The organism is Streptomyces sp. NPDC093089 (assembly GCF_044754405.1).
Taxonomy (GTDB): domain Bacteria; phylum Actinomycetota; class Actinomycetes; order Streptomycetales; family Streptomycetaceae; genus Streptomyces.
Genome location: NZ_JBIVPA010000016.1, coordinates 22,229 through 47,560, shown reverse-complemented (window position 1 = coordinate 47,560; position 25,332 = coordinate 22,229). Strand labels below are relative to the sequence as shown.

Here is a 25,332-nt window from a genome sequence, read left to right as displayed (position 1 = left end):
TGTGTCCGGGCGAGCGTCCGGCCGCGCACCCGGAGAAGCCTCCGGAGATGGATCCGCACGTGTGCCGAGGAGGGTCTCGACGGTGACCGACGCTATTCGAGGAGAGGCGCGGGGCAGCGCGCCCGTACCGCTGTCCGTACTGGACCTGGTGACCGTCGGCAGCGGGCGGACCGCGACCCAGGCGCTCGCCACCAGCGTCGAGCTGAGCCGGCTCGCCGAGCGGCGCGGCTTCCACCGCCACTGGGTGGCCGAGCACCACTCCATGCCGGGAGTCGCCTCCTCGTCCCCGGCGGTGATCCTCGCCCACCTCGCCGCCCACACCCGGCGCATCCGGCTCGGTTCGGGCGGCGTCATGCTCCCCAACCACGCCCCGCTCGTCATCGCCGAGCAGTTCGGCACCCTGGAGGCGCTCGCCCCGGGCCGGATCGACCTCGGGCTCGGGCGTGCGCCGGGCACCGACGGGGCCACGGCGGCCGCCCTGCGGCGCACGGACTCGCTGAACGAGGGGGCCGACGACTTCCCCGAGCAGCTGGCCGAGCTGACCCGGTTCCTGGACGACGACTTCCCGGACGGGCACCCGTACGCCCGGATCCACGCCGTGCCGGGCCCGGTGCAGGGTCCGAAGGGGCGCCCGCCGATCTGGCTGCTCGGCTCCTCCGGCTTCAGCGCCCGCCTCGCCGGGCTGCTCGGCCTGCCCTTCGCCTTCGCCCACCACTTCTCGGCGCGGAACACGATCCCGGCGCTCGACCTCTACCGGGACTCGTTCCGGCCGTCGGCGGTCCTCGACGCCCCTTACGCGATGATCGGCGTCTCGGCGCTCGCCGCCGACGAGGCCGCGCGGGCCCGCCGCGAGGTCCTGGCCGGCGCCCTCGCGATGCTGCGGCTGCGCACGGGCCGGCCCGGCCTGGTGCCGACGCCCGAGGAGGCGGAGGCGTACGGATTCAGCCCCGCGGAGCGGGAGTTCGTGGACGGCTGGCTGGCGAACGTCGTGTACGGCACGCCGGACGAGGTCCGGGCCGGCCTCGACGACCTGCGCAAGCGGACGGGCGCCGACGAGCTGATGATCACGGCCAACGGGCACGGCGGAGAAGCGCGGGTGCGGAGCTACGAGTTGATCGCCGACGCGTACGAACTCCCCGTGCTGCCGGACCCCGAGGACGGTTCGGCCGGGTGAGAACCGGAGTTCCGGAGACCGGTTGGTTCACTCCCGAACGAACCCCGGATCTGTCCTAAGTGAACCTTAAACCGCTCGTCACCGATGGTGGCGGGCGGTTCCGTTTTGTGCTGCACGCCTCTGACAAGGGCTTTCACCGTCAAATTGGTCTAGTCCTCAATCTGGTTCAGACCATTGACGCGCCGTTCACGCGGCGGCTATCACTTCCTCAGCTCCTGTACGGCACCACCCAGTACTCCCCCCATCGGAGGCCGCACGTGCACCCCCGTAAGCCCTTGATCGCCGCGCTCCTGAGCTCGGCCCTCGCCGCCGGTACGCTCGCCGCGACCGTCGGCCTCGGCTCCGCCCAGGCGGCCGACACGACGACCACCGCCTCTACGGGCAACGTGCGCATCGCGTACTACGACCAGTGGAGCATCTACGGCAACGCGTTCTACCCCAAGCACCTCGACACCCGGGGTATCGCGAGCCAGCTGGACGTCATCAACTACTCGTTCGGCAACATCCACCCCACCAACCTCACCTGTTTCGAGGCCAACAAGGCCGCGGGTGACGACAACAACCCCAACGCGGGTGACGGTGCGGGCGACTCGTACGCCGACTACCAGAAGTCCTTCAGTGCGGCCGACTCCGTCGACGGCGTCGCCGACAAGTGGGACCAGCCGATCGTGGGCGTCTTCAACCAGTTCAAGGAACTGAAGGCGAAGTACCCCCACCTGAAGATCAACATCTCGCTCGGCGGCTGGACCTACTCGAAGTACTTCCACGACGCGGCCCTGACGGACGCGAGCCGTAAGAAGTTCGTCGCCTCCTGCATCGACCAGTACATCAAGGGCAACCTGCCCGTCGAGGGCGGTTACGGCGGCGCGGGCACGGCCGCCGGCATCTTCGACGGCATCGACATCGACTGGGAGTACCCGGGCTCCTCCGGCGGCCACCTCGGCAACCACTACGGCCCCGAGGACAAGCAGAACTTCACGCTGCTCCTCGCCGAGTTCCGCAAGCAGCTCGACGAGTACGGCGCCGCCAACGGCGGCAAGAAGTACCTGCTGACCTCGGCCCTCCCGGCCGGCCAGGACAAGATCAAGTACATCGAGACCGACAAGATCGGTCAGTACCTCGACTACGCCAACATCATGACGTACGACATGCACGGCGCCTGGGACGGCGACGGGCCGACGTACCACCAGTCCCCGCTGTACCCCTCGCCGAACGACCCGACCGACGTCATCGCGCCGGGCACGGAGAAGTACAGCATCGACTCGGCCATCGACTCCTGGATCGACGGCAACCCGACCTACGGCATCGCCGGCGGCTTCCCCGCCAACAAGCTGACCCTGGGCTACGAGTTCTACTACCGCGGCTGGAAGGGCGTCCCCGCCGGGACCACCAACGGCCTCGCGCAGACCGCGACCGGCGGCTCCAACGCCCGCCCGCTCAGCCAGCAGGCCGGCATCGCGCACTACAAGGAGCTCGGCGGCATCGTCGACAACGCGTCGACGACCTTCTGGGACGACCAGTCGAAGTCCTCGTACTTCTACAAGGACGGCGAGTTCTTCACCGGCCTGAACCAGAAGTCCATCCAGGCCCGCGTGGACTACGCCAAGCAGCGCGGCCTGGCCGGCGCGATGATGTACTCGCTCCTCGGCCTGGACGAGAACGCCACCCTGCTGAAGCAGATCAACACCGCGCTCGGCGGCACCACCGCCCCGCCGACCACGACGCCGCCGACGACCACCCCGCCGACGACGACGCCGCCGACCACCACCCCGCCCACCTCGGGCTGCGGCTCCGTCCCGGCGTACGTGGCCGGAACGGTCTACAACGCGGGCAACGAGGTCTCCCACAACGGCCGCAAGTGGAAGGCCAAGTGGTGGACCCAGAACGAGACCCCCGGCACCACCGGTGAGTGGGGCGTCTGGCAGGACCTCGGCGCCTGCTGAGTGCCTGACCCGCTGAACCCCCCATGACCACTGCCCCCGCCCGGAATGTCCCTCCGGCCGGGGGCAGTTCCATGCCCGGAGCCGCTCGCCCGCTCGCTCGCCCGCTCGCCCGCTCGCCCGTCCGCCCGGCTGCTCGTCCGCCCGGCTGCTCGTCCGCCCCGCGCCGGACGGGTCCGGGCATCGGGTGCGCCGGGCGCCCGGGTCGTCGGGCGCGGTCAGACCGGCAGGGGCTCCGAGCCGATCAGCTCGGCGATCCGGTCCGGGGCCACCGCCCGCGAGTACAGCCAGCCCTGGCCCGTGTCGCAGCCGATGCGCCGCAGCCGGTCGGCCTGACCGGAGGTCTCGACGCACTCGGCGGTGACGGTGAGGCCGAGCCGGTGCGCGAGGTGCACGAGCGCCTCGACGATCAGCTCGTCCGCCGGGTTGGCGTGCTCCTCGTCCTGGAACCCCCGGACGAAGGAGCCGTCGAGCTTGAGCACGGAGACGGGGAGCCGGCTGAGATAGGCCAGGTTCGAGTAGCCGGTGCCGAAGTCGTCGATGGCGATCCGCACCCCCATGTCGCTCAGCGCCTGGAGTGCCTGGAGCGGCCGGCCGGCCGAGCCCATCACGGCGGACTCGGTCAGTTCCAGCTGGAGCAGGTGCGGGGCGAGCCCGGTCTCGGCGAGGATGCCGGCGACGTCCGCGACCAGGTCGGAGTCCCAGACCTGGCGCACCGCCACGTTGACGCTCACGAAGATCGGGCGCTCCCGCGGATGGTCCTTCTGCCACTGCCGGGCCTGCCGGCAGGCGGTGTTCAGGACCCACCGCCCGAGCTCCACGATGGAGCCGTCCTCCTCGGCGATCCCGATGAACCGATTCGGCGCGAGGGAGCCGAACTGCGGGTGGTTCCAGCGCACCAGCGCCTCCACCCCGCGCACCCCGCCGTCCGACAGGTTCACCAGCGGCTGGTACTCCAGGGTGAACTCGCCGAGGTCCACGGCGGGCCGCAGCGTCGAGGAGAGCGCCTGCCGGGTCATCCGGTGCGCGTTGCGCTCCGGGTCGAAGAGGGTCCAGCGGGCCTTGCCGTCGGCCTTGGCCCAGTACAGCGTGGTGTCCGCGGCCTGCATCAGGGCGGTCGCCGTCGTCCCGCGCGCGGAGCGCTCGACCACGCCGATCGACGCGGAGACCGAGAGTCGCTGGCCGGCCAGGTCGAAGGGGTGCTGGAGCGCGCACAGCACCGAGCGCGCCAGGTCCGCGAGTTGCTCGGTGCCGGTGGAGTCCTCGACCAGGATCGCGAACTCGTCGCCGCCGAGCCGCGCCACCAGGTGCCCGCCGCTGCGCGTGTAGCCGTCGCTGTCCGCGCACTCCGTCAGACGGGCGGCGACGGCGGCGAGGAGCCGGTCGCCGACCCGGTGGCCGAGGGTGTCGTTGACCGCCTTGAAGCCGTCGAGGTCGAGGTAGCAGAGACCGATCCGCCCTGTTCTGCCATACCCGTACGACTCGTATGAACGGTCGGGCCGGTGTGCGGGGCCGACCGGCACCTCCTCCTCCGCGGCGTCCGGCACGGCGGTCTCCAGGGCCGCCGACAGGCGCTCGAAGAACAGCGCCCGGTTGGGCAGCCGGGTCACCGGGTCGTGCATCTGGAGGTGGCGCAGCCGCGCCTGGAGCTCGCGCCGGTCGCTGATGTCGGCGACCGACAGCAGGACGCGCGGGCTGTCGGGCACGGGGGCGACGGTGATCTCCGCCCACAGGGAGTGCCCGTCGGGGTGCTTGAGGCGCCGGGTGCAGCGGAAGCGGGAGCGGCGGCCGCGCAGCACCTCGCGGTACGCGTGCCAGGTGCGGCCGTCGGAGGAGAGGTCGACGAGGTCGGCGGCGGCCTGCTCGCGGAGCGCGCCGGCGTCGGTGCCGAGGAGCGCGCCGAAGGAGTCGTTGGCGGTGACGACGGTGCCGTCCTGGTCGACGACGGCCATGGCGAGCCGGGAGACCCGGAAGGCGGCGCGGTAGTCGCGGAGTTCGGAGTCGGAGCGCTCGCCAGGCCGGCCCGCGGGGCTCGGACGCTCGGCGTGACGCTCCGTGAGTGCGCGCTTCTCCGGCGGTTCTGGGTGCACCGGTCCTTCGGGGGTTCCGCTCACCGCTCGCTCCCGTAGTGCAGTCGGGCCGGTCGCATGTGGTCGGGACGGTCGGCCAAGGAAGAGTGAGCCGATCATAGAGCCCGTGCGGGGGAGCGTTCCAGCTTCGGGACGCGTGCGAGGGGCGCCCACCCGTGTGGCGATGGCCACCCCCGTGCGTCGCCCGATCGATTCTGCGCGGGTGTGACACGGGTCGACGACGGCATGACCGAATGTGACTTTCCGTGAGCTGAAGTGCGTCCGTCTCGCGTCGACCTCGTGGCGTGCCCTCACCCGACCGGGGCAGCGGAAACGTGCGAAACCTCGCAAAACGTCACAATGTGGGTGGGGTGTCCCGCATTCGCGATCCGGAGGTCCACGTGAGGGGTCAGCAGCCACTCGGGGGAGTGGAACGCTCGCGGCTGCGCGCGGGAGCGGCCGCCTTCACCTCGCTCGTCGCCCTGGCCGCCACCGGCCTCGTCGCGGGCCCCGCCGTCGGCGCGCCGTCCGCGGGTCCCTGCGCCCTGCCCCGTACCGCCGCCCACCACTCACTCGGCCTCGACACCTGGAACGGCTCCTACCCGCGCCCGACCAGCTCCCTCGACGCGGTCATGGTCTTCCTGTCGTTCCCGGACTCCGAGCCGCTCACCGAGCCGGCCGAGCTCGCCGCCGACCACTTCCCCGCCACCAGCGAGTTCTTCGACCGCGCCTCCTACGGGCGCTTCGCCCTCCGCCCGCACCCCCGGAGCACCTGGACCCCGATGCCGAAGGAGTCGGGGGCGTACGACATACGGCGGGACTGGGACGCGGGGAAGCGCACCGCGTACCTCCGCGACGCCATCGCCGCCGCCGACCCGGACGTCGACTTCTCCGCGTACGACATCGTCTACCTGGTCGCCGACCCGGACGCGCCCGGTGTGGACTCGGACGCCACCAAGGTCGTCAACCTGGAGCGGCCCCTGGAGGCCGACGGCGCCGAGATCAAGCGGGTCGTCACGGTCTTCGAGCGGCACCCGCCCGACCGCAACGTCCTCGCCCACGAGACCGGCCACGTCTTCGACCTGCCCGACCTCTACCACCGGCCGGCGGACGGCAAGGGCGACTGGGACACCCACGTCGGGGACTGGGACGTCATGGGCAGCCAGTTCGGGCTCGCCCCCGACATGTTCGGCTGGCACAAGTGGAAGCTCGGCTGGCTGTCCCGGGCCCAGGTGAGCTGCGTCCAGGGCGCCGGCACCCGGGTGGTCAGCCTGGAGCCGAGCGACGCCCCGCCCTCGGTCGGCGGCACCCTCGGCACCCGGCTCGCCGTCGTCCGCACCGGCCCCGACAGCGTCCTCGCGATCGAGGCCCGCAGTGCCCGGGGCAACGACGCCGAGACGTGCACCGAGGGCGTCCTCGTCTACCGGGTACGGGCCGGCGCGGCCTCCGGTGACGGCCCCGTCGAGGTCGTCGACGCGCACCCGCGCACCGAGGCCTGCTGGGACCGCTCGGTCTACCCGCCGCTCGCGGACGCCCCGCTAGAGGAGGGCGAGACCCTCACCGTGCCCGGGACCGGCGTCCGCGTCGAGGTCACGGACCGGACCTCGACGGGCGGCTGGACGGTACGCGTCACCCCGCCGGCCGTCGACTGAGCCCCCGCCCGCGAGCCCGTGCGACGGGCCCGCGGGGCCACGTGCCGGGCCCACGGACCGGGTGCCGGTCCCCGAGGACCGGAACACGAAGAAGCCCCCCGCTTCCGCGAGGGGCTTCTTCCGTCGGTGCGCCGCCAGGGACTCGAACCCCGGACCCGCTGATTAAGAGTCAGCTGCTCTAACCAACTGAGCTAGCGGCGCCTGCTGACGTCGTAGACATTAGCATCCGGATCGGCGGGAGGAAAAATCGATACCCGCACGTCGACGGCGGAAGCCGCCCGGACGGCCCGCACGCAGGCCCACAGCACGACCTCGGGGCCCGGCAGCCACGGGTGCCGGGTGTCGGGGGCGACCAGCCAGCGGGGCCCGGCGGCGTCGGCGGAGGGTGCGAGCGGCGGCACGGTCACCGCGTCCCCGACGCCGTGGCAGAGCGGCCGGGGGACGGCTTCCCCCCACTCCTCCCAGTCGAGCAGGGCCGGCAGCCGCTGGGCCGTACCCGGCGCGGCGAACAGCATCATCCGGCCCCGGTGCATCGCGACCGGCCCCGAGCCGGGGCCCTCCTCCCACAGGCGGTCCAGCATCCGGCGCCCGAAGACCGGGTCCACGTTGACGACGTCGAAGACCGTCCCGCAGGGCAGCGCCGCGGGCGAGGCCGGCCGGGCCTCCCAGCGGGTGAGCGCGGTCCCGTGCCCGCCGGCGGCCGAGGCGAGCCACGCGGCCCCGTCGGCGGTCACCCGGGCCGTCTGGTGCCGTCCCTCGTCACCTTCCCGGAGGAACCGGAAGATGTCGTGCGGGGTCTCGTCGCGCAGCCAGGTCGTCATGCGTCAGGTCTACCCGCCGTAACCGACCGGTTTCCGAGGGTTCACGGATTCCCGGACAGGAGGGTCCGGTGAGGAGTATCGTGCGCCCCGCATATGCCAGGGGGCGCACGCGGGGCGCAGATGCTCCGGGCAGGCGCGCGGGCCCGCGCCGGGCGCCCTGCGGCTTCGGAGCCCGGGGCCCTGTCGCCCCGTAGTCGGGCGCCCTGCCGCCCGCACGGGCCCCCAAAGACCCGGCTTTCCTAGGCCTGCTCCTCCGCCGGCCGGCCGTTCGTCCGGATCAGGTCGCGACCGAACTCGATCATCTTCACCGCGTAGTCCTCGGTCCACTGGGCCCGCTCGGCGACGGCCGCGGCCGTCAGCCGGTCGAACCGGCGCGGGTCCGCGAGCTGGGCGGCGGCGATGGCCTGGAACTCGGTCGCCCGGTCCGTGGCCGCCCGGAACGCCAGCGTCAGCTCGGTCGCGCGGGCGAGGAGCTCCCGAGGATCCTCCATCGACTCCAGGTCGAAGAAATGCTCCGGATCGGCGGTCGCCTCGGCAGGCTCGAAGACCAGCGGGGCCGGCCGAAGCCGCCGCTGTCCGCTCCGCTCCGCGGGTTCCGCCATCGTTCTTCTCCTCCTCGCGCAGGCACGGCCCGGAAACCCGGGCCGCTTTTCATTGTCCCGCGCGCCGCAAGGGCGCGAACCCCGTCCCCCACGCCCCCGCCGTCCTCCCGAGCCCCGGTTTGCGGACGCGGGCGGCCCCGCCGGTGGGACCGGGCTCAGGGCGTCCAGGTCACCCGGTGCTCCGCAAGGTGGGAGAGGACCGCGTGGTTCGCCTCCCAGCCGTCGGGGAACGACACCGCCGCGCCCAGCTGGACCGGCTCCGTCGACGGGTGCTCGTCGAGGAGCTCCGCCACGCCCGCCCGGCAGACCACCACGCAGGCGTGCCGGTGCCGGGAGGCCAGGACGCACAGCCGGCCCGTCTCCAGGTGGAAGGCGGTCGCGTCCGGCCGGCCGGACAGCGGATGGAGGACGACCGTCACGTCGTACTCGCGCCCCTGGAGCCGGTTCGCGGTGTCCACCGTCACCCCGGTGACGCCGAGCTCCGCGAGCGCGGCCCGGACCGCCGCCGCCTGGTCGCGGTGGGCGGTCCCGACCGCGACCCGGTCCGCCGTCAGCGGAACCGGCTGCTCCGACTGCTCCGACACCGCGGCCCCGCCCCGGTCGAGCAGCCGGCGCACCACGAGCGCGACCGCGCCGACCGCCTCGGGGTCGGTCCGCGGGGTGTGCCGGGCCGGCAGTTCGAGCAGGCCCCAGCCCGACCCGGCCGCCTCGTCGAGGACCCGGTCGGGACCCGAGCCGTCCGACGGCACCGCGAACGAGAGCGAGCGGTCCCCGGGCCCGGTGCCGCTGCGGAACGGCGTGAACGGGTAGAAGGCGTCCGAGACCAGCGGCGCCGCCGAGGCCGGCAGCCGCCACGACACCGGCAGCCGGTGCTGCGGCAGCTCCGGATTGTGCGCCAGGAGCGTGGAGACCGCGCTCGCCGAAGGGTCGTACGAAAGCCCCGCCCACTGCTCCGCGCCCACCACCGAGAACGGGTCGAGCTGCCCCGGGTCGCCGACGAACAGCGCCCGCTCGAACAGCCCCGCCACCGCCAGCAGCGCGTCCGAGCGCATCTGGTACGCCTCGTCGACGATCGCGTGCGCCCACGGCTCGACGTTCTTCACGTGCGCCCACTTGGCGGACGTGGACAGGACCACCGGCAGCCCGGCCAGCTCACTCGCCTTCGCCGCCTTCCGTACGTTGTCCAGGGCGTCGAGCGCCTTGTCGTACGGGTCGCTGTCGCTGGAGTGCAGCCGGCCCACCTCCAGGTCGGGCTCCTTCGCGGCGAGCCGCAGCACCAGGTCGTCCACCTGCGCGTTCGTCTGCGCCACCACCATCAGGGGGCGCCCCGCGGCGGCCAGTTCGAGGGCCGCGCGCACCACCAGCGTCGACTTCCCCGCGCCCGGCGGGGAGTCGACGACGACACCGCGCGACGAGCCGTGCAGGGTGTCCGCGAGGATGCCGGCCGTCGCCCGGCCGGCCTCGGCGGAGGGATCGAACACGGTCACGCTCACAGCACGTCCTCCGGGGTCACGGCGTCGGGCAGTTCCACGGCGTCCGTCCGGGGCGGACCGCCGTGCGTCCAGGGGGTCTCCTCCGGGTCGGGCAGCTTCGGACCGACCCGCTGCTCGTGCTCGAACAGCGTCCAGGCGATCCGCTCGCCCTTCTCCGGAACCGAACCCTCCGCCGGCTCCCTCGACCGGCCCATCCGGTCCAGCACCCGGAGCAGCAGCGAGCCGTCCTCCTCGTACCCCACGAACTCCGCCGCCTGCGGCTTCCCGCCGAGCGAGCGGAACACCCTCGTCCCCTCGCCCAGGTGCGGCCGGTCGTCCGTGCGGACCGTGACGAGCGGGCGCGGCGCGGGCCGCTTCGACTCCGTCCAGGCCATCGTCACCTCGACCACCTCGGCGGTGAACGCCTCGCCCGCGAGCCGCCGTCCGGCCAGCACCAGCGGGTCGTCCAGCGCCTCCTGGGCCTCCAACTGGCCCTGCGCCTGCTCGCGGGCGGCCAGCTTCGAGGCCGCCGTCACCGCGTCGTCCCGGCGAGGCTGCGGCGGCTCGCCCGCGGCGAGCCGGTCGCGGTGGGCGGTGAACGACCAGCGGTCCCGGGTCCAGCGGTCCTCGACCCTGGCCCCCTCCGGCAGCTCCCGCAGCAGCCCGATCGCCCGCCACACGGCGTCCCAGGTCGGCTTCAGCTGCGAGACGACGAGACGGCGCAGCTCCCGCTCGGCCGCGTGCAGTTCGCCCAGACCCGCGTCGGCGGCCTCGCCGTCCTCGGCCGCGCCCACCGCCTGCCGGGCCCGGTCGTACCGCTCGATCGCGGGCGCCAGCAGCCGGTTGTCGAAGGCAGGGTCGGTGGCGGGACCGGCCGGCGGGCACAGCAGCTGCCCCTGGGAGTCCCGGCCCACCTCGGCCCGCAGCGCCGCCTCGGCGCCCGGCTCCCCGTCGTACGGATCGATCCAAGCGAGCAGCGCGCCCAGGTGCTGGTCCTCCAGCGACGACTGACCGGTCGCCCAGTGCCGGTTGAGCAGGTCGGTCGCCGCGAGCAGCAGCGAGGAGCCGGGAACCCGGGCCCGCTCGCCGAAGTGCGTCAGCCAGCGTCCGAGCAGCGGCACCCGCGGCGGCGCGGGGAACGGCGTCTCCGGGTCCTGCTCGGCCGTCCGCCGGAACCGCGTCGACCGGCCCAGCAGGCGTACGTACTCCACACCCGCCCGGCTCGGCACGATCAGCTGCGGTGCGTCCGCGCACAGCTCGACCTCGACCTTCACCTTCCTGCCGGTCTCCGCGTCCACCTCGCTGCGCTCCACCGCCTCGACGGCGCCCGTGAACGAGTCGACGTACGGCAGGACCTCCTCCGCCAGATCGGCGAGGAACGCGAACCGCAGGTCCCGGTCCCGGGGCTGGGGCACCACCAGGAGCCGCGGCTCCTCGGGATCGGTGCCGACCAGCGCCCCCAGCGGCGCGCCCGCCTCGCCGGCCGTGGTCAGCGGCACGAGCACGAGCGGCCGCTCCACGAGCCGCCGGTGCCGTACGGTCGCCAGCGGCTGCGCCCGGCCCGACTCGACGGCCTCCATCCGGGCCAGCATGGAGATCAGCGACATGGCAGGGCCTCCAGGGGCGCGGCGGGGCGCGGCGGGGTCAGCAGGGGCATGCGGGGGTCTCCCGGGTGACGCGGGCGGGTGCCGAACCGAGCGCCTCCTCGCGCAGCGCCCGCGCCCGGCGCAGCGCCGCGACCGCCGGGTCGCGCGGGTCGCCCTCCTCGCCGCGCGCCGCCGCGAGGACCGCGCCGATCGTCGTCAGGCCGCCGAGCTCGGCCCGTACCGAACGGCCCAGGGTCTCCACCGCGTCGGCCTCCCGGGCCCGGGAGCGGCAGTGGAAGGCCAGCTCGCAGGCGGCCAGGCACTCCGGCGCGTACTGGTGGGGCACGCACTCCACGGACCGCGCGAGCTCCTCGGGCGAGCGTTCCACCACGTCGAAGCTGACGCCCTCGGGGAGGGCGCCGGCGATCTCGTCGATCCGGGTCAGCCGGTCCAGCTGGCGCCGGGTGACCGACCGCTGCTTGCGCACGTCGACCACCGAGGCCGTCGGCACGTTCGAGAAGTCCTTCGGGCAGACGAGGACCACCGAGTGCGCGACCCGCGCGCCCTCGGTCCGCGCCGCCACCCGTTCGAGCGCGAGCACGTAGACCGCGGCCTGCCGGGCCGCCGCGCCCACCTTCGCGGCGTCGGCGGAACCGTCGATCATCGGGAACGACTTGATCTCCACGACCGTCCACCCGCCGTCGGGGCGGACCACCACGGCGTCCGGCTCCAGGTACACCGGCGAGCCGGCCACCTCCAGGGCGAGCAGCGGGTGGTCGAGCAGCGTCCAGCCGCCGGACTCGGTCGCCTCCCGCAGCGCCAGCGCGGTGCGGGCCGTCCGGCCCTCCGGTCCCGCCGCCGCCAGATCGGGCACGGAGACCTCGTCAGGCTCGTCGGAGCCGACCAGGCGCAGCAGCTCGCGGCCGCCGTCCGCCTTGACCTTCGCCTCGAAGGAGTTGCCGCGCACGATCGCGAACTGCGACTGCCCGAAGGGGGCCGGCGAACCGAGCTTCGCGGCCAGGGCGGACTTGTCGACCCCGGCGCCGTCGAGCAGGGCCCGCCGCCGGCAGCCGGGGTTGGCGGCCAGCGCCGCGAGGGCCCGCGCGTCCAGCGGGCGCGGGACGACGGTCGGTCCGCGCAGCTCAGCGAGCAGCGCGCGTGTCGTCTGCGGCGGTAGGGACGGACCGCTGTCCGGGGATGCGCTCACCCGCGGAAGTCTCCCATCCGCCACTGACAACCGGGGGGGCTTCCGGTTCCCGGCGCCGCCGCGCGGCGACCCGCGGCAGCTGGGAGGAGAGGAGCAGCCCGGCGCCCATGACGGCCGCCCCGGCGACCGCGTCCAGCAGGTAGTGGTTGGCGGTCCCCAGCACGACGAGCGTGGTGACCAGCGGATACGCGATGCCGAGGGCCTTCGCCAGCGGTGTCCGCCCGTACCGCCAGAGCATCACCCCGCACCACAGCGCCCATCCCACGTGCAGGCTGGGCATCGCCGCGTACTGGTTCGTCATCCCGCCGAGTCCGCGCGGCGCGCTGGCCTCGCCGCCCCACCAGCCGTAGGCGCTGAAGTGCGCCATCGTGTCGGTGAAGCCGTACGCCGGGTCGAGCAGCCGGGGCGGGCAGGTCGGCAGCAGGGTGAAGCCGACCAGGCCGAGCAGGGTGGAGGCCATCAGCCAGGTGCGGGCGGCTCGGTAGTGCGCGGGGCGGCGCCGGAACAGCCACACGAGGATCGCCGGGGTCACCAGGTAGTGCAGGGAGGCGTACGCGAAGTCCGCCGGGATCCCCAGCGCCGGGACGTCCGTGAACAGCCGGTTCAGCGGGTGCTCGGCGTCGATCCCGAGCGCCTGCTCCGTCCTCAGGATCGCGAGCCCGTGCTCCACGGCCGTCGCCTCGTCGCCGCGCACGAGGAGCCGCCCGCCCGTGTACGCCGCGTACACGACGGCCAACAGCGACAGCTCGGCCCACCACCGTGGCTTGCGCATGGATTTCAGTCCCCCCAGCTGGTGTCCGCCCCGGGGGAGGGACGCCGGGCGCCGCCGGGGGGTTGCCCGGACGTCACCGGGAATTCGGTTGGGCGATGATGGGAGAGGCACGTCCCCGCACCGTGAACCCCTGGAGAGTCCTTCCCATGGCACCGCGCATCCTGCTCGCCCGGCACGGCCAGACCGAGTGGTCACTTCTCGGCCGGCACACCGGCAGGACCGACATCCCGCTGCTCGACGAGGGGCGGCGCGGCGCGAAGCTGCTCGGCGAGCGCCTGCACCACGGGCCCTGGCAGGGGCTGCCCGGCGTGGAGATCCGCACCAGCCCGCTGGTGCGGGCCGCCGAGACCTGCGAGCTCGCCGGCTTCGGCGAGCGGGCCGAGCCGTGGGACGCGCTCATGGAGTGGGACTACGGGGCGTACGAGGGGATGACCCCGCCCGAGATCCAGGCCGTTCAGCCCGGTTGGTTCATCTGGCGCGACGGCGTCCCCGAGGGCGAGACCCTCGCGCAGCTCTCGGACCGCGCCGACGAGATCGTGAACTGGGCCCGCTCGGCCGACCGGGACGTGCTGGTCTTCGCGCACGGCCACATCCTGCGCTCGATCGGGGCCCGCTGGCTCGGCGAGGACGTGTCGTTCGCGGCCCGCATCCGCCTCGACCCGACGAGCCTCTCGGTCCTCGGCTGGGCGTACGGCGCCCCCGCGATCGAGCGCTGGAACGACACCGGGCACCTGGAGTAGCCGGGGCCGGCCGGGCCCGCGGCCCGGAGCGGGTTGCCGTCCCGGAGCGGGCCGCCGCACCGGGCGGACCGGGCACCGGTACGGGGCCTCAGCGCGACCCGAGGAGCCGGTCGGTGTCGGCGAGCAGGCCGCGGATGCGGGCCGAGGCGATGCCTTCGAGGGAGTCCGCCACCCGCCTCGCCTCCACGGCGGCCTCGTCCAGGCGCCCGGCGTGCGCCAGGTCGTTGGCGAGGTGGGCGCGGTAGAGCGCGAGGTTGCGGGCGAAGTGCGGGTTCTGCAGGACGGTGGCCCGGTGGGCGTGGCGGGCCGCCCGGCCCCACTCGCCGAGCGCCGACCAGCACTGCGCCTCCAGCGCCTCGCGCTCCGGCTCGCCGAAGAAGGACATCCACTCGGGGTCGCCGTCGGCCGGGCCCCGGTCGAAGTGGTCGTGGGCGCGGCCGAGGGCCTGCTCGCAGGCCGAGCGGTCGCCGAGCCCGGCCCACGCGCCGGCCTCGCGCAGCGACAGCAGCGACAGCAGCCGGGCCGAGTCGAGCGGTCGGGCCGCCCGCAGCCCGGCCTGCGCCGCCCGTACCGCCTCGCGGTGGCGGCCCGTGTCCCGGGCCAGGAACGACGTGTTGCAGAAGGCGTGCGCCTCCAGGGCCGCGTTCCCCGACACGCGCGCGGTGGCCAGCGCCTCGGCGTAGTGCGAGCGCGCGTCCTCGTGCCGGCCCGAGTCGTGGGCCAGCCAGCCGACCGAGAGGGAGAGCTCTCCCGCGCCCGCGTGCAGCCGGTCCTCGGTGGAGCGGCGGGTCATGGTGCCGGTGTCGAGCAGCGCGTACGCGGTGCGCAGCGGCTGGGCGGCGACCCTGTAGAGCCCGTCGGCGCCGTGCCGGTCGTCGAGCAGGCGGATGCGCCGTACGGCGTCCTCGACGGCCCGCACCTCGGTCTCGCCGATCCGGTGGGTGCCGCGGGGGGCGGGGATCGCGACGGCGGGGCCGCCGAGTCCCAGCGAGGCGGCCACCAGGGTGGCGGAGCCGCTCGTCATGAATGCGCGACGCAGCACGTCGCTCTCCTCATCGTTCCGGGTGGTGATGGTGGCGGGAGGCGCTGCCCCGGCCGGGACGGCCTGCCGCCGGCCGCGCACCGTCTCCCGCGCGGAGAACCCCAGGTCGGCCAGGCCGAGTCCGGGGAACATGTGCAGGAAGACCCGCTCGTACGCGTAGTTGGGGCAGCGGATCTCCCCCGCTTCCACGCGCCCGATGTAACGGGCGTCGCACGCGACCTGTTCGCCGATCTCCCGCGCCGCCCGGCGGACCGCCGCCGCGAACTCCGCCGGCGAGTGCTGTCCGCGAAGCCGGCGGAAGGCGAGATTGGGAACTGCCCGTGACGTCGCCATGGCGAGCCCTCTCCTGGTGCTGCCGGGTGTCCGGCGGCAAGAACGTACCTGCTGTGACCGGATGCCTACGCTGAGTTTGGCTACAAATCGGATATCTCGCCTGCGATCTGCCATGAACTGCCATCCTTTGCGGCGGCACGGCGCCGTAGCCGTTGACGCGGACGGGCGTTGAACCGTAAAGGAGAGACGGCGCGTGTCTCCTCAGGAGCGAGGAGGAGTCCCATGTCGGAGATCGGTTCGCAGTCGGCCACGCGGCACGTGTCCGCCCCGGACGGCGACGCCTCCCCGTCCGCCGCCGAACCCTGGGACCTGGTCACCGTGCCGGTCCGGCAGGGCCTGGAGGCCGTCGACATCCTGCGGCGCGGAGGCGCCCCCGCCGTCGGCCCCGTCGTGCACGACGGGACCTGCGACACCCTGGGCTTCCTGGTGCCGCCCGGCACCGCCGCCGCCTGGGACATGCCGGGCAGCGCCTGTACGCGGACCTCGGGACGGGGCCTGCGCCTTCCCGAGCTGCCGGAGCTGCCCGAGCCCGCCGGTGACACGCCCCGGCCGGCCGGCTGGCTGCTGCCCCCGGGCGACACCGACCCGGTCACCGACCCGGTCGTCCTGCGCGAGGCGCTCGGCGAGGCGGCCCGGCTGATCGAGGCGGCCGACGGCTGCCGCTGACCGGCCCGTCCCCCGGCCCATCTCGGGCGGGCCCGTCCCGAGTGCGCCGATAATGGGGCCGTGGCCAGGAACAAGCAGCGTGACCGGGCGGCGGCGGCCGTCTCCGTCGTCGAGACCGTCGACGGCGGACTCGCCGAACTCATACCCGACCGGGAGCGTCCGCGCGGCTGGACGCTGCTCATCGACGGCGCCCCGCAGTCGCACGTCGACCTGGACGACCCGGCCCACCTCTCCTTCGAGTACCAGCGGCGCCTCGGCCACATCGCCGACCTCGCCGCCCCGCCGAACCGGCCGCTCCAGGTCGTGCACCTCGGCGGCGGCGCCTTCACCCTCGCCCGGTACGTCGCCGCGACCCGGCCCCGCTCCACGCAGCAGATCGTGGAGCTCGACGGGCTCCTGGTCCAGCTGGTCCGCCGGGAGCTGCCGCTCGACGCGGGGGCCCGCATCCGCGTCCGCTCGACCGACGCCCGGGCCGGCCTCGCGAAGGTCCAGGACGGCTGGGCCGACCTCGTCATCGCCGACGTGTTCAGCGGGGCCCGCACCCCGGCCCATCTGACCAGCACGGAGTTCCTCGGCGAGGTGCGGCGGGTGCTGCGGCCCGGCGGCTTCTACGCGGCGAACCTGGCGGACGGCCCGCCGCTGACCCATCTGCGCGGCCAGATCGCCACGGCCGCCGCCGTCTTCCCCGAACTGGCGCTGACCGCCGACCCGACGGTGCTGCGCGGCCGCCGCTTCGGCAACGCGGTGCTGCTCGCCTCGGACGGTCCGCTCCCGGTGGCCGAGCTGACCCGCCGGGTCGCCACCGATCCGCACCCGGGCCGGGTGGAGCACGGGCGGGCGCTCGCCGACTTCGCCGGGGGAGCGGTGCCGGTCACCGACGCGAGCGCCAAGCCCTCGCCCGTACCGCCGGCGTCCGTCTTCCGCTGAGCCGGCCGGGCCTCAGGTGGCCCGGTCCTCGATCTCGACGCGGGGCGCGCTGTCGTGCCAGAGGCAGAAGACCGACAGTTCGCGGCCGTCCTTGGTGAAGGTGACCCGGATCCACGTCGGCTGCTTCCACACCTGCATCTGCCAGCCGGAGGCGGGCGTCGCCGAGACCAGCTCGGCCGAGGTCGCACCGAGGTCGAAGGTGACCCGGCCGCCGTCGACCGGATAGCTCTTCACCCCTGACCCGAAGTCGGATCCGGTGCCGGGGGCGGACGTGGTGGGAGCCGCCGCCGAGCTGGGCCGCGGGTCGCGGGGCGGGCGCGAGGACGGGGTGGCGGCGGTCGTGCGGCTCGCGCTCGGGGTGGCCTCGGGGACCGTCGTGGCGGAGGGCTCGGCCGACTCGGGGCCGCGGGTCGACGAGGCCAGCGGGTCGCTGCCGGAGGCGGCGACTCCGACGCTGGCGCCGGCCGGCAGGGGCAGGGCGCGCGGGGGGTCGTAGACGGTGCCGGACAGCACGGTGTGCACTCCCCACCAGGACAGGGTGACCGCCGCGCCGGTGGCGAGCGACCAGGCCAGGGCGTGAACGAGTCCTCTTCGCACCGGGCCATAGTGCACCACCCGGCCGGGGACCGTTCCGGAGGGTGGAGATTGCGTGCGGGTTCCCCCGAATGGCGTACGGTGCGCCCCATGGCAAGTGTGCTCGTGGTCGAGGACGACCAGTTCGTGCGCTCCGCCCTCATTCGGCAGCTGACCGAGGCCTCCCACACGGTACGGAGCGTCGGCACGGCCCTTGAGGCGCTGCGCGAGGTCGCCCATTTCCGCTTCGACGTCGTGATCCTGGACCTCGGTCTGCCCGATCTCGACGGGTCCGAGGCGCTCAAGATGCTGCGCGGGATCACCGACGTGCCGGTGATCATCGCGACGGCCCGGGACGACGAGGCGGAGATCGTACGGCTCCTCCACGCCGGCGCGGACGACTACCTGGTGAAGCCCTTCTCGGTCGACCACCTGTCCGCCCGGATGGCGGCCGTCCTGCGCCGGGCGCGGTCCTCGGCGGGGGACCTCCCGCCGTCGCGGGCGATCCGCGTCGGCGGTCTCAGCGTCGACCCGCTGCGCCGTCAGGCGGAGCTGGACGGCGTCCCGTTGGACCTGACCCGCCGCGAGTTCGACCTGCTGGCCTTCCTCGCGGGGCGGCCCGGTGTGGTCGTGCCGCGCAAGGAGCTGCTCGCCGAGGTGTGGCAGCAGTCGTACGGGGACGACCAGACCATCGACGTGCATTTGTCATGGCTGCGGCGGAAATTGGGTGAGACGGCCGCCCGGCCCCGCTATCTGCACACCCTGCGCGGGGTGGGCGTGAAGCTGGAGCCGCCCCGGGAGCCGCAGCCGTGAGATGGGCGCTCGTCAAGGTGTCCCTGGCCGTCACCGTGATGGTCGTCGTCGCCTTCGCCGTACCCCTCGGGCTCGTCGTGAAGGAGATGGCCCGGGACCGGGCGTTCTCCAACGCCGAGCGGCGGGCCGCCGGGCTCGCCCCCGTCCTCGCGATCACCACCGACCGCGACGAGCTCGACAAGGCCGTCGCGACCACCGAGGACGGCTCCACCGGACGGCTCGCCATCCACGTGCCCGCCGCCGAACCCGGCGGGACGGCCGTGGAGATCGGCACCCGCCGGGTCGGCGCGGAGGAGCTCGACGCGACCCGCAGCCTCGGCCGGGCCTCCATCGCCGAAGTGCCGGGCGGCTTCGCGCTGCTCCAGCCCACCGCGCTCAGCAGCGGCCAGGTCGCCGTCGTCGAACTCTTCGTCCCCGAGGGCGAGGTGACCAACGGGGTCGCCACCGCCTGGCTGGTCCTGGCGGGGGTCGGCATCGCCCTGATCGTGGGCTCCGTCGCCGTCGCCGACCGCCTCGGCGTCCGCATGGTCCAGCCCGCCCAGCGGCTCGCGGGCGCCGCCCACGACCTGGGCGAGGGCCGGCTCGGCGCCCGGGTGCCCGAGGAGGGGCCGCCGGAGCTCAAGTCGGCGGCCGTCGCCTTCAACTCGATGGCCGACCAGGTCGTCCAGCTCCTCGCCAACGAGCGCGAACTGGCCGCCGACCTCTCCCACCGGCTCCGCACCCCGCTGACCGTGCTCCGCCTCAACGCCGCCTCGCTCGGCTCGGGTCCGGCCGCCGAGCAGACCCGCGCCGCCGTCGAGCAGCTGGAGCGGGAGGTCGACATCATCATCCGCACCGCCCGGGAGGCGAAGCCGCAGACCCAGGCGACCGGGCCCGGCGCAGGCTGCGACGCCGCCGAAGTGGTCCGCGAGCGGATGGACTTCTGGTCGGCGCTGGCCGAGGACGAGGGCCGCCGGGTGCGGGTCGCGGGCGTCGAGCGCCCGGTTCGCATCCCGGTCGCCCGCCCCGAACTCGTCGCCGCGCTCGACGCCCTGCTCGGCAACGTCTTCCGCCACACCCCCGAGGCCACCGCCTTCTCCATCGACGTCCACAACGGCGAGGACGCCGTCATCGTCCTGGTCTCCGACGCCGGCCCCGGCATCGCCGACCCGGCCGCCGCCCTGGCCCGCGGCAACAGCGGCGCCCGGGCCGGCTCCACGGGCCTCGGCCTCGACATCGTGCGGCGGATGGCCGAGGCCACCGGCGGCGACGTCCGCATCGGGCACTCGGTGCTCGGCGGCACCGAGGTCCGCGTCTGGATCGGGCTCGACGGCCGCCGCGGCGCCGCGGCCGGCCGGCGCGGCCACCGCCCGGCCCGGCGCAGGCGCGGCGGCACGGGGACCCGGCGGGCCGTCGACGGCTGACCGGGACGGTGTTCCCGGCGCCGAACCTTTCCTGGCCCCGATGCCTTCCTTAAGCGGAGCGTAAGAATCCCAACCGGCGCCCCCCGAAGCCCTTTTGTCCGGTTTCCAGTCGCTAGCGTGCTGCCGCACCCCACCACCACCCCCGGCACGCAGAGGCAGGCACGCGATGGGTACGAGTTCGCACCGGCGCAGGGCGACCACCAGGACCAAGGTCGTCGGCGCGATCGTCGCGGCGGCCGTCGTCGGCGGCACGGTCCTCGCCCTCACCGGCACCGCCCAGGCCTCGGCCGTCGGCGCCGCGTACACCAGGACCAGCTCCTGGACCGGCGGCTACACCGGCCAGTACGTCATCACCAACGAGACCTCCGCCGCCCGGACCGGCTGGACCCTGGAGTTCGACCTCCCCGCAGGCACGACCATCGGCTCCCTCTGGAACGGCGAGCACACCGTCTCCGGCCGGCACGTCACCGTGACGCCCGCGAGCTGGAACCGGCAGCTGGCGCCCGGCCAGTCCGTCACCGTCGGCTTCGTCACGGCCGCCGCGGGCGAGGCCGGCGACCCGGCGAACTGCCTCATCGACAAGGCCGCCTGCTCGGCCGGCGGCCCGGCCCCCACCCCCAGCGGCCGCCCCACCGAACAGCCCACCGCGACCGCCACCCCCTCGGCGACCGCCACCGCGAAGCCCACGCCCACCGCCACCGCGAGCCCGAAGCCCACCGCGACCGCCACGGCGACCCCCACCCCCACGCCCACCGCGACCTCGACGGGCGCTCCCGCGGCAGCCGCGAAGTACGCCCCGTACGTCGACACCTCGCTCTACCCGGCGTACGACCTGCTCGCGACCGCCGACGCCACCGGCGTGAAGGAGTTCAACCTCGCCTTCATCACCTCCGGCGGCGCCTGCGCCCCGCTGTGGGGCGGGGTCACCGACCTGGCGAACGACAAGGTCGCGGCCCAGATCGGCGCCCTGCGCGCCAAGGGCGGTGACGTCCGCGTCTCCTTCGGCGGCGCCGCCGGCCACGAGCTGGCCCTGAACTGCTCGACCAGCTCGGCGCTCGCCGCCGCGTACGGCAAGGTCGTCGACCAGTACAAGCTGACCAAGGTCGACTTCGACATCGAGGGCGCGGCCCTGCCCGACACCGCCGCCAACACCCGCCGCTCCCAGGCGATCGCCCAGCTCCAGAAGACGCACCCGGGTCTGAACGTCTCCTTCACGCTGCCGGTCATGCCCGAGGGCCTCACCCAGCCGGGCGTGGACCTGCTCGCCGACGCGAAGCGCAACGGCGTCCGCGTCGACGCCGTCAACATCATGGCGATGGACTACGGGCCGGCGTACAGCGCCGACATGGGCACGTACGCGATCCAGGCCGCGACCGCGACCCAGGCCCAGATCAAGGGCGTCCTCGGGCTCTCCGACGCGGCCGCCTGGAAGGCCGTCGCCGTCACCCCGATGATCGGCGTCAACGACGTCGTCAGCGAGGTCTTCAAGGTCGACGACGCCACCCAGCTCGTCGACTTCGCGAAGTCCAAGGGCATCGGCTGGCTGTCGATGTGGTCCTCGACCCGCGACAAGCAGTGCGCGGCCGGCGCCGTGAACCACGCCGACGCCACCTGCTCCTCGATCCTCCAGCAGCCCCTGGCCTTCACCAAGGCCTTCGCCGCCTACAAGTAACCCCTCCCGAGCCCCCACACCCCCACCCCCCCACACCGCGCGCCCCGGTCGGTACCACCCCACCGCCGACCGGGGCGCGCACCCCTTCCCTCCCTCCGTCAGGAGGTGCGCGAGGACGCCCACTCCTCGGCGTACTCCTGGAGGATCACCCGCAGGTGGTGGCCGATCCTCAGGTAGTCGAGGTCGTCCAGGTTGGCGAGCGAGACGCGCACCGACCACTCGGGGCCGTCGAAGCCGCCGCCGTCGAGCAGGACGACGCCGGTCTGCCCGGCCAGCCGGAACAGCGGGTCGACGGGCTCGTAGTGCTCCTCCAGGAAGTCCGCGAAGTCCTTCCCGTGCACCCGCTCGGCCTCCGCGAGCAGGTCGAGCTCGACGTAGTACCCGGCCCGCTCCGGGTCCTCGGCGATCTTCATCCGGGCGCCTTCGAGGAGCAGGTCGAGGCGCCGGCGCACGGTCTCCCGGATCCTCTCCTTGTAGGCCCGGCCCTCCTCCAGCATGCCGAAGAGGGAGAAGAGCGCCATCGTCACCTGCTGGGGCAGCGAGAGCCCGGCGGTGTGGCGGAGGGCGACCTGCCGGGAGTCGGCCACCATGCGGTCGATGAAACGGATCTTCTCCGGCTCCAGGCTGAGGGACCCGTACCGCCCGTTCAGCCGGTCCTTCTCGGCCTGCGGCAGGTCGGCGAGCATCCCGTCGACCACGTTGTCGTCGTGGAGGCCGACGACACCGAGCCGGTGGCCGGTGCAGCCGTAGTGCTTGGAGTACGAGTACACCAGCAGCGTGTTGCGCGGCAGCTCGGCCGCGAGCGAGCGGAAGCCCTCCACGAAGGTGCCGTAGACGTCGTCCGTGACGATCAGCAGGTTCGGGTTCGGGCCGGCGACGACGTCCTTGATCCGTTCGGTGACCCGGCGGCTGAGCGCGAGCGACGGCGGGTTGGACGGGTTGACGACGCAGACCAGCTTGACCGAGGGGTCGGCCAGCTTGTCGACCTCCTCGGCCGGGTAGCGCCACTCGCGCACGCCCGTCTCCGCGAAGAGGCTCGCGGTGACGGTGACGACGTCGAACCCGTACGTGTCGAGCTCGGGGATCTCGATGTACGGGGTGCACACCGGCACCATCAGGGCGATCCTGTCGCCCTTCCTCAGGATCCCGTTCTCGACCAGGGAGTCGAAGACGTAGCACATGGCGGCCGTGCCGCCCTCGGTCGCGAAGAGCGACAGCCGGTCGGCCGGCGGGCGCTTGTCGAACAACTCGTCGTGGACGTAGCCGCGCACGATCTGCTCGGTGTGCGCCAGGATCCGGTTCGGCACCGGGTAGTTGTCGCCGATCGAGCCGTCGGTCAGCTCGTGCACGAAGGCGTCCTCGTCGAAGCCGAAGCGCCGGATCGCGTACGCGACGGAGTCCCGCAGGAGTTCGATGCCGGGCAGGCCCGGGTGCCGCCGCACGAAGGCGGCGAAGCGGGCGCCGGAGCCGGCGAGCTCGGGCATGCCGCCGAGGTCGTCGGCGGTCCACACCCGGCGCGACTCGGAGAGCGCGAAGTGGCCGAGCGCGAGGAAGGCCTCGCGGGGGCCGGTGGCGACCCAGTTCGGGTTGCCGCGGCCCGCGTTGAGCATCTGCGTCTGCGACGCCCCCTTCCGGCCGGGCTCGCCGGCCTGCGCGATCCGGATGAACCTGTCCTTCAGCTCGAACGGCGAGAGCCGTGCGAAGGACCGGATCTCCTCACGGGTGAACGTGGTCTCGGGCACGACGGGTCCTTCGTGAGCCGGTTCGGGGTGGTCGCGCGGAACTCCCATCCGCCCTCACTCGACCCGAAGGGTATGAGATGTGAAGATCATGGACATGGGGGGAAGCTAACAGGGCGCGCCGACCGTGGCGGACCACCGCCGCGCCGTACGGGTGGACGACCGCGGACGGGGCCGATCGGAGGCGGGCGCGCGGCTCAGCCCTTCACCGCGCCCCGCATCACCCCGCCCACGATGTGCCGCCCGAACAGCGCGAGGACCACGAGCAGCGGCAGCGTCCCGAGCAGCGCCCCCGCCATCACCACCGACTGGTCGGGGACCGAACCCCGGCCCAGTCCGGTGAGCGCCACCTGCACCGTCGGGTCACCGGTCTGCGTCAGCGCGAGCACCGGCCAGAAGAAGTCGTTCCAGGCCGCCACGAACGACAGCATGCCGAGCACGGCCATCGCCGGGCGCGCCGCCGGCAGCACCACGTGCCACACCGTCCGGACCGTCCCCGCGCCGTCCGTCCGCGCCGCCTCCAGGAGCTCCGACGGCAGCGCCCGCAGCAGGTGCTGGCGCATGAAGAAGACGCCGAAGGCCGACACGAGCGACGGCAGGACCACCGCCTGGAGCTCGTCCGTCCAGCGGAGCCGCGCGATCAGCAGGTAGAGCGGGACCACCCCCAGCTGGGGCGGGATCAGCATCGTCGCGCCCACGAGCAGGAGGAGCGTGCCCCGGAGACGGAACCGCAGCTTGGCGAAGGCGAAGCCGGCGAGGGTGGAGAAGAGCACGGTGCCGGCCGCGACCGCCCCGGCCACCACGGCGGTGTTCGCCAGCGCCTCGCCGAGCCGGGCGTCGGTCCAGGCGATCTCCACGTTCCGCGGCAGGTTCCGCCCGAACCGGAAGGGTGGCGGGGTGGCCGCGAGCCGGGTGTTGGTCCGCGAGGCCGCGACCGCCGTCCACACCAGCGGGAAGAGGGAGACGGCCGTGAACAGCGCGAGGAGGGTGTACGTACCCCAGCCGGCCCGCACCGTCCTCACCTCGACCACCTCCGGCGACCGGACCACCGGCGCGCGGACCCCCGGCGACCGGGCTCGCGGTCACCGGACTCCCGACTCGCGGACTCCCGACTCGCGGACCCCCGGCTCGCGGACCCCCGGCGACCGGGCTCCCGGCGCGCGAGGCCCGCCCGCAGCAGCCGGACCGCGCCGAACAGCACGACCAGGATGAGCAGCATGGTCCAGGCGATGGCGGCGGCCCGCCCCAGATGGAGGTTCACCCAGCCCTGCTCGTACAGGTAGAGGCCCAGCGTCTGGAACTGGTGGTCCGCGCCGCCCGTCGCCCCGCCCCCGCTGCCGAACAGCAGCGGCTCGCCGAAGAGCTGCGTCGCGCCGATCGTCGACACCAGCACCGTGAAGGCGAGCGCCGGCCGCAGCCCCGGCAGCGTCACGTGCAGGAACTGGCGCCACCGCGAGGCCCCGTCCAGCGCCGCCGCCTCGTACAGCTCGTGCGGGACCGTCTGCATCGCCGCCAGGTAGATGAGCGCGTTGTAGCCGGTCCAGCGCCAGATGACGATCGACGCCACCGCGAACTTCGACGCCCACGGGCCGTTCTGCCAGTCGACCGGGTCGAGGCCGACGAGCCCGAGCGCCCAGTTGGCCATCCCGTGGTCCCGGCCGAAGAACAGCGCGAACACCAGGGTCGCCGCCGCCACCGACGTCGCGTACGGGGCGAGCGCCACCACCCGGAACACGCCCCGGCCCCGCAGCCGCACGTCGAGCAGGTGCGCCACGCCGAGGGCGAGCAGCAGCTGCGGGACGGTGGCGAGCACCCCGATGGTCACCGTGTTCACCAGCGCGTTCCAGAAGAACTCGTCGCCGGCCAGCCGCGCGTAGTTGTGCAGCCCCGCCCACTCCCGCTCGTCCGGCGCGGTCAGCTCCATCCGGTACAGCGACGCCCAGGCGGTCGCGGCCAGCGGGAACACCCCGAAGGCGGCGAAGAACACGAAGAACGGCGCGACGAGCACGTACGGGGCCCACCGCGAGCCCGTCCGCGTGCGCCGGGGCGCGGAACGGCGGGCGCCGGCGGCCCGGCCGTGCGGGCCGGGCCCGTGCGCGGGGCCCGTCGCGGTCCTCGTCACCGGCATC

Annotated in this window: 21 protein-coding genes and 1 tRNA gene; 9 read left to right on the top strand and 13 right to left on the bottom strand. The window is 74.0% G+C overall.

The genetic code is table 11. From position 1 onward, the window contains the following. Nucleotides 1–82: 82 nt before the first annotated feature. Nucleotides 83–1,174 (top strand): LLM class flavin-dependent oxidoreductase, encoded by a 1,092-nt coding sequence (locus ACIQFX_RS31915; protein ID WP_402470405.1) that lies wholly within the window; start codon nt 83–85, stop codon nt 1,172–1,174. Between the two features lie 257 nt (nt 1,175–1,431). Next, the gene (locus ACIQFX_RS31910; protein ID WP_402470402.1) at nt 1,432–3,117 is read left to right on the top strand and encodes a glycosyl hydrolase family 18 protein; all 1,686 of its coding nucleotides are present in this window, start codon (nt 1,432–1,434) and stop codon (nt 3,115–3,117) included. A gap of 215 nt (nt 3,118–3,332) precedes the next feature. Here the strand turns inward: ACIQFX_RS31910 and ACIQFX_RS31905 are convergent, their stop codons facing one another. After that, nucleotides 3,333–5,228 carry a putative bifunctional diguanylate cyclase/phosphodiesterase gene (locus ACIQFX_RS31905; protein WP_402470400.1) on the bottom strand — a complete coding sequence of 632 codons (1,896 nt, stop codon included), beginning with the start codon at nt 5,226–5,228 and terminating at the stop codon, nt 3,333–3,335. Between the two features lie 356 nt (nt 5,229–5,584). Between ACIQFX_RS31905 and ACIQFX_RS31900 the strand changes: the two genes are divergently transcribed. Continuing rightward, a complete protein-coding gene (locus ACIQFX_RS31900; RefSeq protein WP_402470397.1) occupies nt 5,585–6,835 on the top strand; it encodes a M6 family metalloprotease domain-containing protein in 1,251 nt (416 codons plus the stop codon). Between the two features lie 127 nt (nt 6,836–6,962). On the opposite strand, the gene ACIQFX_RS31895 is transcribed toward ACIQFX_RS31900, so the two are convergent. The 7 genes from ACIQFX_RS31895 to ACIQFX_RS31865 all read right to left on the bottom strand — a co-directional run bounded on the left by ACIQFX_RS31895 (nt 6,963) and on the right by ACIQFX_RS31865 (nt 13,295). Further along, nucleotides 6,963–7,036, bottom strand: a tRNA-Lys gene (locus ACIQFX_RS31895). Next, entirely contained in the window at nt 7,027–7,656 is a 630-nt protein-coding gene (locus ACIQFX_RS31890; RefSeq protein WP_402470394.1) for a hypothetical protein, read from the bottom strand. The genes ACIQFX_RS31895 and ACIQFX_RS31890 overlap by 10 nt, the downstream gene beginning before the upstream one ends. 239 nt (nt 7,657–7,895) lie before the next feature. Then, nucleotides 7,896–8,258, bottom strand: a complete 363-nt coding sequence (locus tag ACIQFX_RS31885; RefSeq protein ID WP_402470392.1) for a hypothetical protein — start codon at nt 8,256–8,258, stop codon at nt 7,896–7,898. Between the two features lie 155 nt (nt 8,259–8,413). After that, nucleotides 8,414–9,751: an AAA family ATPase gene (locus ACIQFX_RS31880; RefSeq protein WP_402470389.1), complete on the bottom strand. Its 1,338-nt coding sequence runs from the start codon at nt 9,749–9,751 to the stop codon at nt 8,414–8,416. Continuing rightward, the gene (locus ACIQFX_RS31875; protein ID WP_402470388.1) at nt 9,748–11,337 is read right to left on the bottom strand and encodes a hypothetical protein; all 1,590 of its coding nucleotides are present in this window, start codon (nt 11,335–11,337) and stop codon (nt 9,748–9,750) included. The genes ACIQFX_RS31880 and ACIQFX_RS31875 overlap by 4 nt, the downstream gene beginning before the upstream one ends. Nucleotides 11,338–11,374: 37 nt before the next feature. Then, nucleotides 11,375–12,523 carry a hypothetical protein gene (locus ACIQFX_RS31870; protein ID WP_402470387.1) on the bottom strand — a complete coding sequence of 383 codons (1,149 nt, stop codon included), beginning with the start codon at nt 12,521–12,523 and terminating at the stop codon, nt 11,375–11,377. After that, on the bottom strand, nt 12,459–13,295 hold the full coding sequence (locus tag ACIQFX_RS31865) for a phosphatase PAP2 family protein (RefSeq protein ID WP_402470385.1): 837 nt from the start codon (nt 13,293–13,295) through the stop codon (nt 12,459–12,461). The genes ACIQFX_RS31870 and ACIQFX_RS31865 overlap by 65 nt, the downstream gene beginning before the upstream one ends. Nucleotides 13,296–13,441: 146 nt before the next feature. Here ACIQFX_RS31865 and ACIQFX_RS31860 point away from each other — a divergent pair, with 146 nt between their 5' ends. Next, nucleotides 13,442–14,035, top strand: a complete 594-nt coding sequence (locus ACIQFX_RS31860; RefSeq protein ID WP_402470384.1) for a histidine phosphatase family protein — start codon at nt 13,442–13,444, stop codon at nt 14,033–14,035. A gap of 88 nt (nt 14,036–14,123) precedes the next feature. Here ACIQFX_RS31860 and ACIQFX_RS31855 read toward each other — a convergent pair whose 3' ends face one another. Next, entirely contained in the window at nt 14,124–15,410 is a 1,287-nt protein-coding gene (locus ACIQFX_RS31855; RefSeq protein ID WP_402470382.1) for a tetratricopeptide repeat protein, read from the bottom strand. Nucleotides 15,411–15,632: 222 nt separating this feature from the next. Between ACIQFX_RS31855 and ACIQFX_RS31850 the strand changes: the two genes are divergently transcribed. Next, entirely contained in the window at nt 15,633–16,076 is a 444-nt protein-coding gene (locus tag ACIQFX_RS31850; RefSeq protein WP_402470380.1) for a hypothetical protein, read from the top strand. A gap of 60 nt (nt 16,077–16,136) precedes the next feature. Further along, nucleotides 16,137–17,003: a spermidine synthase gene (locus ACIQFX_RS31845; protein WP_402470379.1), complete on the top strand. Its 867-nt coding sequence runs from the start codon at nt 16,137–16,139 to the stop codon at nt 17,001–17,003. A 12-nt stretch (nt 17,004–17,015) separates the two neighbouring features. On the opposite strand, the gene ACIQFX_RS31840 is transcribed toward ACIQFX_RS31845, so the two are convergent. Next, nucleotides 17,016–17,600 carry a hypothetical protein gene (locus tag ACIQFX_RS31840; protein WP_402470376.1) on the bottom strand — a complete coding sequence of 195 codons (585 nt, stop codon included), beginning with the start codon at nt 17,598–17,600 and terminating at the stop codon, nt 17,016–17,018. An 87-nt stretch (nt 17,601–17,687) separates the two neighbouring features. Here ACIQFX_RS31840 and ACIQFX_RS31835 point away from each other — a divergent pair, with 87 nt between their 5' ends. The 3 genes from ACIQFX_RS31835 to ACIQFX_RS31825 all read left to right on the top strand — a co-directional run bounded on the left by ACIQFX_RS31835 (nt 17,688) and on the right by ACIQFX_RS31825 (nt 21,464). Continuing rightward, nucleotides 17,688–18,389: a response regulator transcription factor gene (locus ACIQFX_RS31835; RefSeq protein ID WP_402470375.1), complete on the top strand. Its 702-nt coding sequence runs from the start codon at nt 17,688–17,690 to the stop codon at nt 18,387–18,389. Beyond that, entirely contained in the window at nt 18,386–19,792 is a 1,407-nt protein-coding gene (locus ACIQFX_RS31830; RefSeq protein ID WP_402470373.1) for an ATP-binding protein, read from the top strand. The genes ACIQFX_RS31835 and ACIQFX_RS31830 overlap by 4 nt, the downstream gene beginning before the upstream one ends. A gap of 166 nt (nt 19,793–19,958) precedes the next feature. Further along, complete coding sequence (locus ACIQFX_RS31825) at nt 19,959–21,464, top strand: cellulose binding domain-containing protein (protein ID WP_402470371.1); 1,506 nt, start codon at nt 19,959–19,961, stop codon at nt 21,462–21,464. Between the two features lie 98 nt (nt 21,465–21,562). Here the strand turns inward: ACIQFX_RS31825 and ACIQFX_RS31820 are convergent, their stop codons facing one another. The 3 genes from ACIQFX_RS31820 to ACIQFX_RS31810 all read right to left on the bottom strand — a co-directional run bounded on the left by ACIQFX_RS31820 (nt 21,563) and on the right by ACIQFX_RS31810 (nt 25,331). Then, entirely contained in the window at nt 21,563–23,254 is a 1,692-nt protein-coding gene (locus tag ACIQFX_RS31820; RefSeq protein WP_402470369.1) for a bifunctional aspartate transaminase/aspartate 4-decarboxylase, read from the bottom strand. Between the two features lie 146 nt (nt 23,255–23,400). Continuing rightward, the gene (locus ACIQFX_RS31815; protein ID WP_402470368.1) at nt 23,401–24,225 is read right to left on the bottom strand and encodes a carbohydrate ABC transporter permease; all 825 of its coding nucleotides are present in this window, start codon (nt 24,223–24,225) and stop codon (nt 23,401–23,403) included. Further along, nucleotides 24,222–25,331: a carbohydrate ABC transporter permease gene (locus ACIQFX_RS31810; RefSeq protein WP_402470713.1), complete on the bottom strand. Its 1,110-nt coding sequence runs from the start codon at nt 25,329–25,331 to the stop codon at nt 24,222–24,224. Before ACIQFX_RS31810 ends, ACIQFX_RS31815 begins: the two co-directional genes overlap by 4 nt. Nucleotide 25,332 lies beyond the last annotated feature (1 nt).